Below are 18039 nucleotides of genomic sequence, written 5' to 3'. Positions count from 1 at the left end.
ACGAACGCGCAATCCTATTTGCCGAAGCCGAACACGTCCTGATGATAGCGGCCCGTTTCCATCAGCTCCTCGAGCCAGGCGGAGCTGTGCGCATGGTCGGTGCCCTCCATGGTGCCGTGGATCGCAATTAGCGCTTCGCGAACGGCCGGCGCCATGAACCGGCCATCGCCGCATACGAAGACATGGGCGCCATTCTTGAGCGCCGTCCAGACCCGCTCCTGCTCGGCAAGCAGCGCGTCCTGCACGTAGCGCCAGGGATGTTTTCTCACGGTCGAGAAGGCCAGGAAGGGCTGGACGAGGCCGTCGGCCGCCCAGCGTTCCACTTCGTCGCGGCACAGCCAGTCATGGTCGGGATGACGGCAGCCGAAAAAGAGCAGCATGTTACCGGTCGGCGTCCCTGCAGCTTTCTGCGCGGCACGTTCCTGCAGAAAGCCGCGCAAGGGGGCGAAGCCGGTGCCGGGGCCGATCAGGATCATCGGGGTGGCGGGAACAGCCGGCGGCGCGAACGGCGGGTTGGGCGAACGCACATAGCCGAAGACTTCATCCCCAGGCTGCACGTCGCGCATATAGGAGGAGGCGAAACCCTGATGCTCGCCAAGGCCCGACCAGGCCGGCGCCTTCGTCGTGCCGACGATCAGGTCCACCCGATCCGCCGAGGTGAGCGGACTCGAGGCGATCGAATAGAAGCGCGGCGCGATCGCAGCCGAAAGCTCCACGAAGCCGTCGAGCGGCAGTTCGGCGCCCTGCACGAGATCGAGCAGGTCGAGCACGGTCAGCCGCCGGGCGGCGTAATCGTCCCACTGGCCTTCCATTTCGGTCAGCTCCGCACGGCTGTTCGGGCAGCGCGTGTGGCGGGCGATCAGCTCCAGCGCGCGGCGCGGCGCGGGCTCCTGCAGCTCGACGAAATCGGTCAGCAGCTGGCGGACGGACACGGTCTGGCCCAGCGGCAAGTGCCGGAAGCGGCTGCCCTGTCCGCCGACCTCGACCTGAGTCTCGCCTGACAGGCCCAATCGCGCCAACGCACGCTCGACCAGTTGAGGCCGGTTGCGCGCATAGATCGCGATGTGATCGCCGGTGCGGTAGCGGATGCCGTCCGGCAGCTGCAGCCGGATGAAGCGCGTCGATTCGCGCGGCGGCTCCAAGGCGAAGTCCCAGAGGCCGTTGGCTGGGCGGATCAGCTCGCGATTTTCGACGATGGTGAGGCGGGTGGCATGCTCGGGAAGCGCCTGCGCACGGATCGCGCCGGCTTCGACGATCCGCAGGTCGAGGCTCGGCTGAGGAGTGGAGGGCTCCGCCTCCCCGCCGAGCGCCTTCCACAAGTCGCGAAGGAAGCCGGACACGGCTCCGTCGAAGTCGCCATCGGCGTCGGCTTCGGCGCGCGGCACCATGCGGCGAGAGCCGGTCTGCTCGAGCGTTTCGTCGACGAGGCGGGGAAAGGCCTGGAAGTTCGGCCATTGCGAGTTGCCGAGGCCGAGCACGGCAAAGCGCGCGTCCGGCCATTGCTTGCCGGCGAAGAAGCCGCTCTCGATCGCCCTTTCGACATTGACGGCGCTGTCCGGCGCGCGACCATTATAGGTGGCGGTGACGACGACCAGCACCCGGTCTTCGGCTTCGAGGCCGAGCGCAAAGCTCTCGTCCATCGCGCGGACGACGGTGTCGAAGCCGTCCAGCGAGGCGCGCTCGGCGATTTCTTCGGCGACATCGCGTGCGGTGCCGAGACTTGTGCCGTAGAGCACCGCCAGCCGTTGGCCGCCTCCGCTCACCGAGGCGACCGCCTCCTCTTGTCTTGCCGGCTGCTCGACAGTGGCGACCGACAGCCGCTCATGCGGGCTGCGCTCGCGCACCCGCATGTGGAACTCGTCGGGCTTGATCGACAGCGTCTCCTTGATGCTGAGGCGATAGCCATGCGGGTCGCTGACCGCGAATCGCTGCAGGATCATGGCAATGGCGAGCTTTGCCTCGACCAGCGCGAACTGCCGGCCGATGCAGGCCCGCGCGCCATTGCCGAACGGCTTGTAGGCATGCGGGTGTCGCTTCGCCTCAACCTCGGGCAGCCAGCGGTCGATGTCGAACTCGTCGGGCCGCTCCCACACATTCGGATCCCGGTGCAGGCCGGGGGAGAAGACGTTGACCGGCCGGTCCTTGCGCATCAGCCAGCGCCCGCCGATCAGCTGGTCTTCGTAAGGCGCCAGGCTGAACGCGGGCGCGGTCGGCCAAAGCCTCTGCGATTCCTTGATGATCCGCTCGATCACGTCGAGCCGGGCGAGGTGGTGGAACTCGGGCCCGGTGTCGCCGGGCAGCACGCGGTCGACCTCGGCATAGGCCTGGGCCAGCACATGCGGGTGACGCAGCAGCAGCGCGAAGGTGAAGGCGAGCAGGCCCGATGTCGTTTCATGGCCGGCGATCAGGAAGGTCAGCACCTGATAGCGGATGTTGAGGTCGTCGAGGCGTTCGCCCGTCTCCGGATCGACCGCGGTCAGCATCAGGTTGAGGAGGTCGTTCGACTCGGCCGGGTGCTGGCGCCGCTCGGCGATGATGCCGTCGACCAGCGCGTTCATCTCGGCGATGTCGGCGTCGAACTGCCGCTGCGCCTTCTTGGCGAAGCGGTTCTGGATCGGCAGCCGCGTGATCATGTTGAGCGAGGTGCCGAGGGCGCGGGCGAGCGCTTCCAGGAAGCTGTCGAGCTGCTCCTTTTCAAAACTGTTGAACCGGTGGCCGAAGCCGGCGATGGCGATCGAATCGAGCGTCAGCCGCGTCATGTCGTCGGCGACGAGAATGTCCTGCCCCACCATCCCCGACCATTTGGCGATCAGTTGGTCGCAGACCTCGAGGATCAGGTCGAAATAACCCTTCATCGCGCGGTGACTGAAGGCGGGGAGGAGAATGCGGTGCGCCTTCCCCCAATTCGGCTCCTCGCTGAAGGCGGTGAACAGGCCGTCGCCGGCAAAGCGGCGCACGACGCGCAAGCCCGGGCCTGGCATTTTGCGGAAGCGGGTCTCGTCGCACAGCTCCGCGACGAGATCGGCCGAAGTGACGAACAGGCCGACCCGGCTGCCGAACTTCAGCTTGAAAATGCCTTCCGGCATGTCGCGGCTGACGTCGAGCAGATGCCCGACCAGGCCTGACTTGGCGATCTGGTGGAGGTGGCCGACGATCGGCAGGCCGGGTGGAGAAGGAATGCTCGCTTGCGGGGTGCTCGCCATGGCCGAAGCTTGGCGGAACGCCTGATCACACTCAAGCGGTCATCCGCTCCAGCCGTCCTGCCACAGGGCCGGGAAGGCCGCCTTCAGCGCCGCCATCTTCGGCTCGTCCCAAGTACGGATATAGCCGTGCTGCGGGTTCCGCCGGGCGAAGTTCTGGTGATAGGCCTCGGCCGGGAAAAACGGCCCGCGTTCAATGCGGGTCACGATCGGTCGCGGATAGACTTTCGCGGCGGCAAGTTGGGCCAGGTAGGCGCGGGCCACCCGCTCCTGCTCCGCACCGATCGGGAAGATCGCCGAACGGTAGCTGGGGCCGGTGTCGGGACCCTGGCGATTGAGTTGCGTCGGGTCGTGCGCGACGCCAAAATAGACGCGCAGCAAGGTGCCGTAGCTGATCTGGCGCGGATCGAAGACGATACGCACCGCCTCCGCATGCCGCGTGCGCTCGGTCGAGACCGCGTCATAGTTGGCGCTGCCCTGGTCGCCGCCGGCATAGCCGGACGTGACGCTCTTCACGCCCTTCAGATGCTCGAAAACCGCTTCCATGCCCCAGAAGCAGCCGCCGGCCAGCACGGCCGTCTGCAGCGCCGCCGGGCGGGCCGCGTCGATTTTCGGGGCGGGCACCGGGATCGCGCGGGCGCTCTCGGCAATCGACGCGCCGCCCACCGCCCATGCGGCAAGCGTCAGCCCCGCGATGATACCGAAGGAAGCGCGTGCCCGCATCGTCATTACGCCTTGTAGATTGCCTCGATCTTGGCCTTGAGCGTGTCCGTGCCCTCGGCCGGCGTCATCGCCACCAGAGCGGCGAAGCCCATGACAAAGCCCCCCGTCAGGCTACGAAACAGATCGGACCGAAACAACGCACGCATCTTCGCATTCCCTTTGTTCTGCGGGGCCGTTGCCGACCCTTCGCTCCAGTTACGGAGTCGTTTGCCAGATGGATGCTGCCCCTGCTGTGAACAGCATCACAAGGCGAGGTTCAGACGATCAATCCGGCGGATTGGACGATGAACATGTAGGTCATCTGAGCCACTCGTTTCAGATGCCGAACTGGAAACAGTGTGTTTCGGAAATCCTCCCCGGAACGGGGAGGGGGACCATGCGCAGCATGGTGGAGGGGGCCCTGGCATTAAGCGCTGAAACTGGGGCCCCTCCACCACGCCGCTGCGCGTCGTGGTCCCCCTCCCCGTTCCGGGGAGGATATTTTGCTACCGCAACGCCGCGCAGGCCTCCTGGATGCGGGTGCAGGCGGTCTTCAGCACTTCCTCCGAAGTCGCATAGCTGACGCGGAAGGCGGGGGAGAGGCCGAAGGCGGTGCCGCACACCGCCGCTACTTTCGCATGATCGAGGAAATAGCCGATCAGATCGTCGTCGCAGCCGATGACCTTGCCGTCGGGTGTCGTTTTGCCGATGCAGCCGCTCGCGTCCGGGTAGACGTAGAAGGCGCCTTCGGGGGTCGGGCAGTTGAGGCCCGGTGCTTCATTCAGCATCGCGACCACCATGTCGCGGCGCTTGCGGAACGCGGCCTGGCGTTCGGCCAGGAAATCCTGCGGACCGTTCAGCGCCGCCGCCGCCGCCGCCTGGGCGATCGAACACGGGTTCGACGTGGATTGCGACTGCAGCTTCGCCATCGCCTTGATCAGCCAGGCCGGCCCGCCGGCATAGCCGATCCGCCAACCGGTCATCGCATAGGCCTTGGAACAGCCATTCTCGGTGAGGATCCGGTCCTTCAGATCCGGACAGAGCTGCGCCATGGTGGTGAACGGGAAGTCGGCGTAGAAGATGTGCTCGTACATGTCGTCGGACAGCAGCATCACATGCTCGTGCCGGCGGAGCACTTCGCCCAGGCCCTTCAGTTCCTCGGCGGAATAGGCGGCGCCCGACGGATTGGACGGCGAGTTGAGGATGATCCAGCGGGTGCGCGGTGTGATCGCGGCATCCAGCTGTTCCGGCGTGATCTTGTAACCCTGGTCGGCGCCGCCCGCGACGATGATCGGCTTGGCGCCGGCATAGGCGACGATGTCGGGATAGCTGACCCAATAAGGCGCCGGGATCACCACTTCGTCGCCGGCTTCGCAGGTGGCCACGATCGCGTTGAAGATCACATGCTTGCCGCCGACGCCCGCGATGATCTCGTTGGCCGCATAGTCGAGCCCGTTTTCTCGGCTGAACTTGCCCGCGATCGCCGCCTTCAGCTCGGGCGTGCCGTCGACATTGGTGTATTTGGTCTGACCTCTGCGGATCGCCTCGATCGCCGCTTCCTTGACGAAATCGGGCGTGTCGAAATCGGGCTCGCCGGCGGAGAGGCCGATCACGTCCACGCCCTGGCGCTTCAGCTCGGCGACGCGGGCGGTCATCGCCAGCGTCTGCGACGGGTGGATGCGGTCGAGCGCAGCGGACAGGCGAGGCATGGCGTTCCCCCAGAAACGGACGGGGGCGCTATAGCGAAGCGAGGCGCGCCCGCAACAGTCCGCGCGCGGAGTTGCCGACGAAGAAGCCCTCGGCAAGGTCGGCGGGGCGGAGATCGGCCTCGACCGCACGGCCCGTCTCGATCAGTTCGGCGCGCAAGACACCAGGCAATAGTCCTCGCGTCAGGGGCGGCGTCAGCAGCATGCCATCGCGTTCGACGAAAATGTTCGTGAAGCTGCCTTCGGTCAGGCATCCATCGTCATCGGTAAAGGCCACTTCGAACCAGCCGGAGGCGCGCCGCGCCTCGTCGTAGAAGCCGCGATCGGTGGTCTTATGGCGCAGGCGAAAATCCCCGGAAGAGACCGGCAATGGCGTGAGTGCCACTTGGACCGGCTCCACTGGTGCCTTGAGCCGGCGCACTTCGATCGCATAGCTGCCGGAAGGCGAGGCGAGCAGGCGAATGCGCGAGGTCTCGCGCAGCCGGAAGGTCGCGGCTTGCAGTTCGTTGCGCGCGGCGTGCCGATCGAAGGTAAAGCCGAACATGTCGGCGCTCGCCTTCATGCGGGCCATGTGGCGGTCGAGGCGGATCAAGCCGTCATGCGGATCGAAGCCCATGGTCTCGATCAGGTCGAACCGACGGTCGGACTCCACGAACGCTCCCTTCGCCAGGCATTCGCGCCATTCTGCGCGCGGCTCGGAGTCGGCGACGATGCCCGAGCCGAGGCCGAGAGTGGCCGTGCCGGCGCCCGGCTGCAAGTGCAGGGTACGGATTGCGACGTTAAAAGCGGCTCGGCCATCGGGGTTAATGTGCCCGATCGCGCCGGTGTAGATGCCCCGCGGCGCGGTCTCGACATCCGCGATGATCTCCATCGCACGGAGCTTCGGGGCGCCGGTGATCGAGCCGCAGGGGAAGAGGGCGGTGAGTATGTCGATCGTGTCGCGGCCTTCCGCCAGCTGCGCCATGACGGTGGAGGTCATCTGCTGCACCGTCGGATAGCGCTCCACCGCGAACAGTTCGGGCACCGCCACGCTGCCCGGCACCGCAACCCGCGACAGGTCGTTGCGCAACAGGTCGACGATCATCAGATTCTCGGCGCGCTGCTTCGGGTCGCCGGAGAGCAGCGCGGGATCGGCGTCCGGCGGCGCGGTGCCTTTCATCGGCTTTGTGGTCAGCTGCCGGCCGTTGCGCGTGAAGAACAGCTCCGGCGAGAGCGACAGCAACCAGTCTTGGCCGGTCCAGACCACCGCGCCATAAGCCGCCTTGGCGCGTCGCCGCAGCCCGGCATAGATGGCGAGCGGATCGCCGGCGACGGGCACTTCGGCACGAAAGGTGAGGTTGGCCTGGTAGATGTCGCCTGCGACGATTGCCTGCTGCACGCGCGTGAGTTGGTCGAGATAAGCTTGAGGCTCGATGCAAGGCCGCGGGCGCCCGGCCCAGCCGCCACTCGGATCGGGCAGCCAGGTCTCGACGTCCACCTCTTCAAACCCGTCGAACAGCCCGAACCAGAGCAGGGGTGTGGCCGGTGCGCGGTACAGAGGCGCAAGCTTCGGCTCGAGCGCACAGGTTGCTTCATAGGCGATGAAGCCGGCCGCATGGCGCTTGCTAGTGCGCAGTTTCTCGAGGGCAGGTCGAACTTGCTCCAGAGTGTCGGCCCGCACGATCTCCCGCGCGTCGCGGAACAGCCGGGCAGGCGCACCGGACCGCGCATCGTCGAGAAGGATGAAGGGGGAAAGAGACACTCAGCGAGCCCCTAAACGGTTTGGGCTGAGCTTGTCGAAGCCCTCCCTTCACTTTCGACGGCGGCAAGAAGGGAGGCCTTCGACAAGCTCAGGCCAAGCCGGGTGAGGAGTTGCGGTTATAGATTGAACACGCCATCTCCCAGCCATGGCCAGTCCCCCGCTCAAAGCCGCGATCGTGCCGGTCACGCCGCTGCAGCAGAATTGCACGTTGCTCTGGTGCACCGAAACCAACAAAGGTGCGTTCGTCGATCCGGGCGGCGACCTGCCGAAGCTGAAGGCCGCCGCGAGCCAAGCGGGCGTCGAGATCGAGAAGATCCTGATCACGCATGGTCATATCGATCATTGCGGGCAGGCGGCGATCCTGGCCGAAGAACTGGGCGTACCGATTGAAGGCCCGCATGAGGCGGACCGCTTCTGGATATCGCGGCTGGAGGATGACGGCCGCACCTACGGCATTCGCGGCAAGGTGTTCGAAAGCGACCGCTGGCTGGTCGATGGCGACCAGGTCACGGTCGGCAAGCTGACGCTCGACGTGCGCCACTGCCCCGGCCACACGCCGGGCCATGTCGTCTTCCACCACGCGCCCTCGAAGCTGGCGATCGTCGGGGACGTGCTCTTCCAGGGATCAATCGGACGGACGGACTTTCCGATGGGCAATCATGCCGACCTGATCGGCGCGATTACGACGCGGCTTTGGCCGATGGGCGATGAGACCGCTTTCGTGCCGGGCCATGGCCCCATGTCTACCTTCGGGCATGAGCGAAAGACCAACCCGTTCGTCGCCGACCGCGTGCTTGCTGCTTAGCGTCCTTCGAGACGGGCCTTCGCCAGGCTCAGTCCCTCCTCAGGATGAGCGCGGGAGAAAATCAGCCGTTCATCCTGAGGAGCCGTTGAGCTTGTCGAAACGGCATCTCGAAGGACAGCCATTTCCCTGATCTTCTCACTGGTCAGCCGGCTGCCGTCATGGCTCCAGCCGGGCGGGCCGAAAGCGTAGCCGAGCTTTGCGCGCCAGGGTGCGCGCCACATGTCCCTGGCAATGCCGATCCATTCGTGGAAGGCGGCCCAGAGGATGTTGAACGTGCCCAAGTTCTTGACCAGGCCATAGCGCGGCCGGTCCTCGTCCAACTCCGGCGTGAAGCTGCCGAACATCTTGTCCCAGACGATGAACACGCCGGCATAATTGGTGTCGAGATAACGGGCGTTGGTGGCGTGGTGGACGCGGTGGTGCGACGGCGTGTTCATCACCGCTTCGAACCAGCGCGGGCACCTGCCAATCACTTCGGTATGAATCCAGAACTGGTAGATCAGGTTCAGCCCGGCGCAGAAGAACACCATCGCAGGCGGAAAGCCGATCAGGAATAGCGGCAGGCGGAAAATGAAGGCGAGGCTCAGAAAGCCGGTCCAGGTCTGCCGCAGCGCCGTCGATAGATTATAATGCTGCGAGCTGTGGTGGATCACATGGCTCGCCCAGAACCAGCGCACCCGGTGGGCGGACCGGTGAAAGGCATAATAGGCCAGATCGTCGAGCACGAAGCAGAGCGGCCAGGCCCACCAGACATAGCCGATGTCGAACGGCCTGAACTGATGCACCCACGCCGCGAGGGCGAACACCGTCCCGCCGACGATCGCGCCGGCGACGGTCGATCCGAACCCCAGCATCAGCGAGGTCAGCGTGTCCTTCGGGCAGTAACGACGCCGGTCGCGCGCCCGGGCAACGAGCATCTCCGCGAGTACCAGCGCGATGAAGCCGGGCACGGCGAAATCGACGGGATCGGGCAGGTTGGGCACGGACTCACTTTATCCGTTCGTTTCGAGCGAAGTCGAGAAACGATGTTGGCGTCCGGAAGGGCTTCTCGACTTCGCTCGAAGCGAACGGTGTCAGTGTCGTTCCGCAACAAACTGAGCACCGTGCTGGCGCACCTTCAGCGTGCGGCCATCTTCGCCGGTCACCACAGCGCTGCGGCGATCCTCCGCCAGCTCCGCCGACACCGCCACGAACCCCGGCAACTCCGCTTCGGCGACGCGCATCGCCTCCCTTTCGTCCGCCAGTTCGCCGCCGCCGAGCCCGAGCAGCCTGGCCACCAGCGCCAGCCCGAGCACGCCGGCCAGCGAACCGGCAAGCAGCGCCCAATTCATGCGCCGTGGAGCGCGTCGAGCATCGGCCTGATCGCGCGCAGGTCGTAGCCGGCCGCTTCCGCTTTTTCGGTCAGAACGGCCGGATGGTCGCCAAGCTTCGCCCGGGCCAGCGCCCAGAGATAGGTCGAGCGCGTGCCCGACCGGCAATAGGCCAGCACCGGGCCGTTCGCCCCTTCCAGTGCCGCGCACATTGCTTCGACTTGCGCGTGACTGAAGCCCGCATGCGTCACCGGAATCGCGGTGTAACCGAGCCCGGCTGCAGCCGCCGCGGCTGCGATGCTGTCGCCGGCCGGCTGGCCCGCTTCCTCTTCGTCGGGACGATTGTTGATGACCAGGGTTACGCCCAGCGCGGCCGCCTCGGCCAGATCGGCGACCGCGATCTGGGGCGCGACAAGAATGCTGTCATCGATCTTCCTGAACATGGCGGCTCGGTAGCACCCCACCACCCCCTCCGTCATCCCGAACTTGTTTCGGGAGAAGGGTCGAGCCGCGTGAAGCATGGCGCGAATCGCGAAATCTAGAGCGACGGCAGCCTTGTCCCGAAACAAGTTCGGGATGACGGGATTAATGCTGCTTCAGCACGGCAAGGAACGCCTCGCCATAAGCTTCCAGCTTGCGCCGGCCGACACCCGTGATTTCGCCAAGCTGGGCAAGCGTCTGCGGGCGCACCGTGGCCATCTCGCGCAGCGTCGAATCGTGGAAGATCACATAGGGCGGCATGCCGGCTTCCTCCGCCAGTTCGCGGCGGCATGCGCGGAGCGCGTCGAACAGCGGGTCGCCGACCGGGTTCGGCGCGGCATCGCGCCTGCGCCGGCGCTCGCGCTTGGGCGGCACGATCAGCGGCAGCTCCGCTTCGCCCTTCAACAGTGCGCGAGCCGCGGGCCCGAACTCCAGCCCGCCATGCGGATTGGCGCGGAGCGCATCCTTCAGCAGCAGCGCGCGGCCGACCGGCTTCAGCAGCGCGGCCTCGTCAGCATCGACGATCCCCCACACCGACAGCGCTTCATGCCCGTTCATCAGGCTGCGTTCGGTCGACTGGCCGGTCAGCACGCTCTCGACATAGCCGGCGCCGAACATCTGGCCGGTGCGGAACACCGCCGACAGATATTTGCGGGCCAATTCGGTCGCGTCGATCGCTTGCGGCGGGTTCAGGCAATTGTCGCAATTGCCGCAGCGCTCGGGCGGGTTTTCGCCGAAATAGCGGAGCAGCAGTGCCCGGCGGCAGTCCGGCGTTTCGACCAGACCACCCAGCGCGGTCAGCCGTGCGCGCTCCCCCGCGACGCGGCTCGCATCGACCTCGCCCAGCCGTTGCCGGGCCTTGGCAAAATCATCGGCGCCCCAGAACATATGCGCCTCGGCCGGCTCGCCATCGCGCCCGGCGCGGCCGGTTTCCTGATAATAGGCCTCGATCGACTTGGGCAGTCCGGCATGGGCGACGAAGCGCACGTCCGGCTTGTCGATGCCCATGCCGAAGGCGACCGTTGCGACCATCACCATATCTTCCGACGCGACGAACGCGGCCTGGTTCGCGGCGCGTACCGCCGGCTCCAGGCCGGCATGATAAGCGCGGACCACCCGTCCCGTGCCGGCGATCTGCGCCGCGAGCTTCTCGGTCCCGGCGCGCGATTGGACATAGACGATGCCGGGCCCCGGCTGGTCGCGCAGCAGGTCGGCGATCTGCTGAGTCGTGTTCTGGCGCGGCGTGATCGCATAGCGGATATTCGGGCGGTCGAAGCCGGCGACGATCAGCCCGTCGGTCGGGATGCCGAGCTGGACGAGAATGTCGTCGCGCGTGTGGGCGTCGGCCGTCGCGGTCAGCGCCAGCCGCGGCACCTCTGGAAAGCCGTCGAGGAGTGGGCGCAGCAGCCGATAGTCGGGGCGGAAATCATGCCCCCATTCGGACACGCAATGGGCCTCGTCGATCGCGAAGAGGGATATGGGGGCGCGGCTCAGCAGATCGCGAAAATGGCCGGTCGAGGCGCGTTCGGGGGCGACATAGAGCAGGTCGAGATCGCCGCCCTTGAACCGCTCGATCGTCTCGGCGCGATTGTCGTCGGCGCTGGTGAGTGTCGCGGCGCGGATGCCGATCGCAGTCGCGGCGCGAAGCTGGTCGTGCATCAGCGCGATCAGCGGCGAGACGACGATGCAGGTCCCCTCCAGCGCCACTGAAGGCAGCTGATAGCAGAGCGACTTGCCGGCGCCGGTCGGCATCACCGCCAGCGTCCGCTCCCCCGCCATGACGCGCTCCACCACTTGGGCCTGCACGCCGCGGAAGTCGCTGAAACCGAAAGTGGAATGGAGCAGGCTACAAAGGTCAGACACTGAAATCCCTTACCCGTTCGCTTCTCGCGAAGTCGAGAAGCGGTGCCTGATGTTACGTGCGTTTCTCGACTTCGCTCGAAACGAACGGGGGAGAGTGCAGAGCCTCCGCCACCAGCTGGTAGCTGCGGACGCGTGGGGCGTGTTCGGGCAGAATGTTGACCAGCATCATCTCCTGCGCGCCATAGAGCCGCGCCACCTCGCGGACCTCGTCGGCCACTTCGGCGCCGGTGCCGAGCAGGGTACGGCGCCGCGCCGGCGGCTGCGGATTGTCGGCGAGCCACGCGTCGGCTACGGCCATGCTCGGCACCGGGATCAGCGACCCGCGGACCAGGTGCGCGAACATCATTTTAGCAGGCGCTGCCAGCCGCTCGGCCCCGGCCCGGTCTTCGGCGGCAATCGCCCAGACCGCGACCATCAGATAGGGTTCCGGGCAGCGTGCCGAGGGCGTGAAATGCTGCCGGTAAAGGTCGGCGAGCGGCAGCGCGTCCGAGTTGATGAAGTCCGCGATGCAATAGGGCAGACCCATTTGCCCCGCCCAGACGGCGCTGTCGCTCGAACTGCCCAGCATCCACACATCAGGGCTGCCGCTACCGCCCGAGGGCAAGGTCGCTTCGAGCGGCTTGAACAGGTGATCGTCGGGCAATGAGCCTTCTAGGTAGCCGAGCAGCTCGGCGACCTGCTCGGGAAAGTCGTTGACCAGCATCCGCTTCGACCGGTCGCGCTGTAGCGCATAGGCGGTGCGCTGGTCGCTGCCCGGCGCGCGGCCGAGGCCCAGGTCGATCCGGCCCGGCCCCATCGCACTCAGCAGGCGAAACGTCTCCGCCACTTTGAACGGCGAGAAATGCGGCAGCATGATGCCGCCCGAGCCGATGCGGATGCGGCTCGTCGCCAGCGCCACCGGCCCGATCAGCGCTTCCGGCGCGACTCCGGCCAGTGCGGGCGAGGCATGATGCTCCGCCAGCCAATAGCGATGATAGCCGAACCGCTCGGCGGCCTCGGCCAGGTCGATGGTGTTGCGGACCGCATCGGCGGCGGTGCCGCCGGCCGGAATGGGCGATTGATCGAGGACCGAGAGTTTCACTTGGCTGAGATAGGTGCGCGGGGCGGCTGCGCAACGCGCAGCACCAGCCAGCCGGCAAGCGCCGACAGCAGCGAGCCGCCGAGAATGCCGACCTTCGCCTCGTCGACGAATTGCGGCTGGCCGGCAAAGGCGAGGCCGGAGATGAACAGGCTCATCGTGAAGCCGATGCCGCAGAGCAGGCAGACGCCATAGATTTGCCGCCAGCTCGCGCCTGTTGGTCGGCTGGCGATACCCAGTCTGACCACCGCCCACACCGCGCCCAGTACGCCGAGCTGCTTGCCGATGAACAGCCCGGCCGCGATGCCGAGCGGCAGCGGGTCGAGCAGCGACGCCCCGCCAAGCGTCACGCCCGCGTTGACGAAGCCGAACAGGGGCACGATCGCATAGGCGACCCAGGGGTGCAGCCCGTGCTCCAATCGGTGCAGCGGCGAGTCCTCGGCATCGGGCGCGCCCGGCGTTGGCTTGATCGGGACGGTCAGCGCGGCAAGCACGCCGGCGATCGTCGCGTGGACGCCCGACAGCAGCACCAGATACCAGAGCAGGGCAAAGCCCAGCCAATACGGCCAGAGGCTGCGCACGCCGATCCGGTTCAGACCCATCATGCCGGCAAGCACCAGCGCGCCGCCGCCGAGCGCAACGAGGTTCAGCGATGCGGTGTAGACAGCCGCGATGATCGCCACCGCGCCCATGTCGTCGACGATCGCGACGGTGGTCAGGAACAGCTTCAGCGAGGCAGGCGCTCGACTGCCCAGGAGCGCCAGCACGCCGATCGCAAAGGCGATGTCGGTCGCGGCCGGAATCGCCCAGCCACGCGCGAGACCATCGACCGAGCTGGTGAGCGCCAGATAGACGATCGCCGGCACGGCCATGCCGGCCCCTGCAGCGACCACCGGCAGGACGCGATCGGCCGGGCGCGACAGCTGGCCGTCGAGCAGCTCGCGCTTGATCTCCAACCCGACGAGAAAGAAGAACAGCGCCATCAGCCCGTCATTGACCCACAGATGCACGGTCATCGGCCCGAGCTTCGGACTGAGCGCCGGCCCGGTCTGCGCATGGATGAAGTGCTCATAGAGCGCGTGCGTGGCTGGCAGGTTCGCCACGATCAGGGCCAGCAAAGCTGCCGCGATCAGGACGATCCCGCCGGACGCTTCGCTCTCGAGGAAGTCGCGCAGCGCTGATCGGGGGCCATTGCGAACCATGCCGGCCCTGTTCCTCGCAAAACAGGTGAGGTTCAACCGGAATCGGCTAGCGGGCGCTTGCCTTCATCGCGCGGGACCAGAGGCGCTGTACCGCAGCCTGGTGGATGCCCGGCACGCTCGCCAGCACGCCGAACGCCTCAGCGCTGGTCGAGTTGAAGCGGATCGGGCGGCCCAGCGCGTCGGTAACGATCGCGCCGGCCTCCTGCGCGATCAGGTGCGCGGCGGCGATGTCCCATTCGCGGCCCCAGCGCAGCGTCGCCACCAGATCGACTTCGCCCGCCGCGATCATGCCGATGCGCAGCGCGATCGAGTTGGGACGGGGCACGCCGATCAGGTCGGCATCCGTCTTAGGCAAGGTGTCGGCGGGTACGCGGGCGCCGGGCAGTTCCTCGCGATCGCTGACGCGCAGCCGCTCGCCGTTGAGCCAGGCGCCGCCGCCCATTTCTGCGCACCATTGCTGACCTCGGGACGGCGCATCGAGCACGCCCAGCAGCACCTTGCCGCCTTCGACCAGCGCCACCGACACCGCCCAGCCGGTGCGGCCGCGAATATAGTCGCGGGTGCCGTCGATCGGGTCGACCACCCAGGCCTTGGACCGGAGCAGCCGCTCGGCGCTGTCCGCCGTCTCTTCGGACAACCAGCCGGCTTCGGGGTCGATCTGGGCCAGCCGCGCGCGGAGGAAGTCGTCCACGGCCAGGTCGACTTCGCAGACCGGATTGCCGGGCGCCTTTTCCCACCGCTTGAAATCCCCGCGCCACAGCTCGTGCGCCATCCGGCCGGCTTCGGCCGCGGCGGCGCTGACGGCATCGAGGCGGGGATCAGTCACCAGCGACGGTCATCCCCTCGACGAGCAGGGTCGGCGTATTGACGGCATAGCGAAAGTCGAGATCGTCCGCGGCGATTATCCGCGCGAACATGTCCTTCAGATTGCCGGCGATCGTCACTTCCGCGACAGGGTGCCCGAGCTTGCCATTCTCGATCAAGAAGCCGCCCGCGCCTCGGCTATAGTCGCCGGTGACGCCGTTCACGCCCTGGCCGATCAGCTCGGTGACGTAGAAGCCGCGCGCGATGCCGCCGATCAGCGCTTCTCGCGACTGGGCGCCGGGCGCGACATGGACGTTGCTGGCCGACACGCCTGGCGGGCCGCCGACGCCGCGCGCGGCATGGCCGGTCGGTTCGAGGTCGAGCTGGCGCGCGGAGGCGCTGTCGAGCAGCCAGCCGGTTAGCCGCCCGGCGTCGATCAGCTTGCGCGGCGCGGTCGGCAGGCCCTCCCCGTCGAACGGGCGGGAGCGCAGCCCGCGCACGCGATGCGGATCGTCGAGGATCGTGATCGACGGGTCGAACACCAGTTCGCCGAGCCGGTCGAGCAGGAAGCTGGTCCGCCGTGCGATCGAAGGGCCCGAGATCGCGCCGAGCAAATGGCCGATCAGCGAGCCGCCGATGCGCGGGTCGAACACGATCGGCATGGTCCCGCTCGGCAGCTTACGCGCACCCAGGCGGGCCACGGCGCGTTCTCCTGCCAATTGTCCTACGGTCTCGGCGCCGTCGAGATGGTCGAGGTCGCGCACCCAGTGCCACGCGCCGTCGCGCTGCTTCTGCTCGCCCCGTTCCGCCAGCATCGAGGCGCCGATCGAATGCGCGCTCGCCGCATAGCCGCCGGCAAAGCCATGGCTGGTGGCGAGCGCAATCTGGCTGCGGCCGGTGGAGGCGCTGGCGCCTTCGCTGTTGGTGACCCCCGCCACCGCGCGCGCCGACTCTTCGGCGGCGAGCGCGCGTTCCTTGAGCGCGGCTGGGCCGGGCTCGCGGCCATCGTCGAGGTCGAGATCCCGCGCCTTGCCCTGCTGCAGCCGCTCCTCGGGGGCGAGGCCGGCAAACCGGTCCTCCGGTGCCTCCCGCGCCATGGCGACCGCGCGCTCGGCCAAAGCGCGCAATGACTCGGGCGCCAGGTCAGAGGCCGAAACGCTCGCCGAGCGCCGGCCGACGAAGACGCGCAGGCCGATCTCCTCGCCCTCAGACTGGTCGACATTCTCGAGCGCGCCGAGGCGCACATGCACGTCGGTCGAGCGGTCGCCGTGATAGAGCGCGTCGGCGGCGTCGGCGCCGGCCTTGCGGGCGGCGGCGACCAGGTCCTGCAGGCGGGATTGTGCGTCGGCAAGCGTGAGCATCGCCTCGCACTTAGGGATGGCGGCTAGGCCGCGCCAGTGCCGACCGTCGCACAGGCGAGGAAGACGAGCAGTCCGGCAAACCGGTTCGACCGGAATTTGACGAGCGCGTCGCCGCCATCCTCTGGATTGAGGCTCGCCAGCTGCCACCCGAGCTGCAGCGCCGCCGGCACCAGCGCGACAAAGGCGAGCGGCTCCGGTCGGATCAGCCAGATCGCGATGCTCCACAGGATCAGCGCCACCCCATAGAAGGTCGCCACGCCCGCCTTCACATGCCGCCCCAGCCGCAGTGCCGAGGAGCGGATGCCGATCAGCGCGTCATCCTCGCGGTCCTGTAGAGCGTAGATGGTGTCATAGCCGATCACCCAGGCGATCGCGCCGGCGTAGAGGAACAGCATCGGCGGTGCGACTTCCCGCGCATAGGCTGCCCAGCCGACCAGCGCGCCCCAGCTGAACACGATGCCGAGCCAGGCCTGAGGCCACCAGGTAATCCGCTTCATGAACGGATAGGCCGCGACGAACACGACGCTGCCGAGCGCGATGGAGGCGGCGAGCAGCGGCAGCTGAACGAGCACGATCAGGCCGATCCCGCACAGCACCATCAGCCAGGCCCAGGCGGCCTTCAGCGACACGGCGCCGCTCGCCAGCGGCCGTCCGCGCGTGCGCTCGACCTGCGCGTCGAGATCGCGATCGACAATATCGTTATAGACGCAGCCCGCGCCCCGCATTGCGATCGCGCCGAGCAGCATCCACAGCAGCAGGTCCCAACGCTCGAACGCGCCGCCGGCCAGCGCCAGTCCCCAGGCGCACGGCCAGTAAAGCAGCCACCAGCCGATCGGCCGGTCGAGCCGCGCGAGCAGGACGAATGGACGCAGGCCGCCGGAACGGGCCAGGCGATGGTGTTCGGTGTCGGGGAGGGAAGTTTGCATCTGGGAGCTGCATTACACATCCGTTCGTATCGAGCGAAGTCGAGATACGGAGGGGGCACTCGGAGCGCTTCTCGACTTCGCTCGAAGCGAACGGTTATGAACGGATATGTCCGCCACGCCCGCCTGGCCGCCGAACAGCGCGCCGCGCCTTTTCATCGACCAGCCGCTCGGCGACGGGCTGGAGCTGCGCATCGACGGCGGACAGGCGCATTACCTCCTCTCCGTCATGCGCATGAGGCCGGGCGGCACAGTCAAGTTGTTCGACGATCGCACCGGCGAATGGCTTGGCGAAGTGAGCGCCGCGGGCAAGCGCGACCTGACCGTGCGCGTCGCCGCGAAACTGCGCGAACGAGAGGCCGTGCCCGACCTGTGGCTGTGCGCCGCGCCGATCAAGAAGGGACGCATCGACTGGGTGGCGGAGAAAGCGAGCGAGCTGGGCGTCGCGCGGCTGCTGCCGGTCTCGACCCGGCGCAGCGTCGTCGACAAGCTGAACGGCGATCGCCTGCGCGCCCACATGATCGAGGCCGCCGAGCAGTGCGAGCGGACGGCGCTGCCGGAGCTGGCCGAATTGGTGCGGCTCGACACGCTGCTGCGCGACTGGCCCTCAGGGCGCACGCTGTTCTTCGCCGACGAGGAAGGCGGCACGCCGATGCTGGAGGCCGTGCGGGCGCATCCCGGACCGGCGGCGATCCTGATCGGCCCCGAAGGCGGCTTCGATCTGGTCGAGCGGGTCGCCATTCGTGCGCTGACGCGGGCGGTCCCGGTGTCGCTCGGTCCCCGCATCTTGCGCGCCGAGACCGCGGCGGTGACCGCCGTCAGCGTATGGATGGCGGCGAACGGAGACTGGGCGTGAGCCACAGT

At 67.4% G+C, this 18039-nt stretch carries 16 protein-coding genes; 2 read left to right on the top strand and 14 right to left on the bottom strand.

Going from position 1 to position 18039, the window contains the following annotated elements; all coding sequences use genetic code 11:
• Positions 1-14 precede the first annotated feature (14 nt).
• The 5 genes from HJG53_RS08255 to pabB form a co-directional block, all read right to left on the bottom strand.
• On the bottom strand, positions 15-3203 hold the full coding sequence (locus HJG53_RS08255; protein WP_171129367.1) for a cytochrome P450: 3189 nt from the start codon (positions 3201-3203) through the stop codon (positions 15-17).
• Between the two features lie 39 nt (positions 3204-3242).
• Positions 3243-3923, bottom strand: coding sequence for a peptide-methionine (S)-S-oxide reductase MsrA (gene msrA / locus HJG53_RS08250; protein WP_171129365.1), 681 nt, complete (start codon positions 3921-3923; stop codon positions 3243-3245).
• Positions 3924-3928: 5 nt separating this feature from the next.
• Entirely contained in the window at positions 3929-4069 is a 141-nt protein-coding gene (locus HJG53_RS08245; RefSeq protein ID WP_171129363.1) for a hypothetical protein, read from the bottom strand.
• Positions 4070-4408: 339 nt separating this feature from the next.
• Positions 4409-5611, bottom strand: coding sequence for a pyridoxal phosphate-dependent aminotransferase (locus HJG53_RS08240; RefSeq protein WP_171129360.1), 1203 nt, complete (start codon positions 5609-5611; stop codon positions 4409-4411).
• Positions 5612-5639: 28 nt separating this feature from the next.
• Entirely contained in the window at positions 5640-7349 is a 1710-nt protein-coding gene (gene pabB / locus HJG53_RS08235) for an aminodeoxychorismate synthase component I (RefSeq protein ID WP_171129358.1), read from the bottom strand.
• Between the two features lie 145 nt (positions 7350-7494).
• On the opposite strand from pabB, the gene HJG53_RS08230 reads away from it, so the two are divergent.
• Entirely contained in the window at positions 7495-8154 is a 660-nt protein-coding gene (locus tag HJG53_RS08230; protein ID WP_171129356.1) for an MBL fold metallo-hydrolase, read from the top strand.
• Here the strand turns inward: HJG53_RS08230 and HJG53_RS08225 are convergent.
• The 9 genes from HJG53_RS08225 to ubiA all read right to left on the bottom strand — a co-directional run bounded on the left by HJG53_RS08225 (position 8151) and on the right by ubiA (position 17178).
• Positions 8151-9137, bottom strand: coding sequence for a sterol desaturase family protein (locus HJG53_RS08225; protein WP_368039535.1), 987 nt, complete (start codon positions 9135-9137; stop codon positions 8151-8153). The two genes, HJG53_RS08230 and HJG53_RS08225, sit on opposite strands and share 4 nt — an antisense overlap.
• A gap of 90 nt (positions 9138-9227) precedes the next feature.
• The gene (locus HJG53_RS08220) at positions 9228-9485 is read right to left on the bottom strand and encodes a hypothetical protein (protein WP_171129355.1); all 258 of its coding nucleotides are present in this window, start codon (positions 9483-9485) and stop codon (positions 9228-9230) included.
• Positions 9482-9907, bottom strand: a complete 426-nt coding sequence (locus HJG53_RS08215) for a TIGR01244 family sulfur transferase (RefSeq protein ID WP_171129354.1) — start codon at positions 9905-9907, stop codon at positions 9482-9484. The genes HJG53_RS08220 and HJG53_RS08215 overlap by 4 nt, the downstream gene beginning before the upstream one ends.
• Positions 9908-10049: 142 nt before the next feature.
• Positions 10050-11807: a DNA helicase RecQ gene (recQ, locus tag HJG53_RS08210; protein ID WP_171129353.1), complete on the bottom strand. Its 1758-nt coding sequence runs from the start codon at positions 11805-11807 to the stop codon at positions 10050-10052.
• 52 nt (positions 11808-11859) lie between these two features.
• Positions 11860-12888: an LLM class flavin-dependent oxidoreductase gene (locus HJG53_RS08205; protein ID WP_171129352.1), complete on the bottom strand. Its 1029-nt coding sequence runs from the start codon at positions 12886-12888 to the stop codon at positions 11860-11862.
• Positions 12885-14087, bottom strand: coding sequence for a Na+/H+ antiporter NhaA (gene nhaA, locus HJG53_RS08200; RefSeq protein WP_171129351.1), 1203 nt, complete (start codon positions 14085-14087; stop codon positions 12885-12887). Before nhaA ends, HJG53_RS08205 begins: the two co-directional genes overlap by 4 nt.
• 46 nt (positions 14088-14133) lie before the next feature.
• Entirely contained in the window at positions 14134-14913 is a 780-nt protein-coding gene (locus HJG53_RS08195; protein ID WP_171129349.1) for a 3'(2'),5'-bisphosphate nucleotidase CysQ, read from the bottom strand.
• Positions 14906-16252 (bottom strand): TldD/PmbA family protein, encoded by a 1347-nt coding sequence (locus HJG53_RS08190; RefSeq protein WP_171129347.1) that lies wholly within the window; start codon positions 16250-16252, stop codon positions 14906-14908. The genes HJG53_RS08195 and HJG53_RS08190 overlap by 8 nt, the downstream gene beginning before the upstream one ends.
• Positions 16253-16275: 23 nt before the next feature.
• Complete coding sequence (ubiA, locus tag HJG53_RS08185; protein WP_171129346.1) at positions 16276-17178, bottom strand: 4-hydroxybenzoate octaprenyltransferase; 903 nt, start codon at positions 17176-17178, stop codon at positions 16276-16278.
• A 106-nt stretch (positions 17179-17284) separates the two neighbouring features.
• Here ubiA and HJG53_RS08180 point away from each other — a divergent pair, with 106 nt between their 5' ends.
• Positions 17285-18031, top strand: coding sequence for a 16S rRNA (uracil(1498)-N(3))-methyltransferase (locus tag HJG53_RS08180; RefSeq protein WP_171129344.1), 747 nt, complete (start codon positions 17285-17287; stop codon positions 18029-18031).
• Positions 18032-18039 lie beyond the last annotated feature (8 nt).

The organism is Sphingomonas sp. ID1715, from assembly GCF_013044515.1.
Taxonomy (GTDB): Bacteria; Pseudomonadota; Alphaproteobacteria; order Sphingomonadales; family Sphingomonadaceae; genus Sphingomonas_B.
The sequence above is the reverse complement of the archived record's forward strand: the minus strand, read 5'-3'. Positions and strand labels throughout refer to the sequence as shown.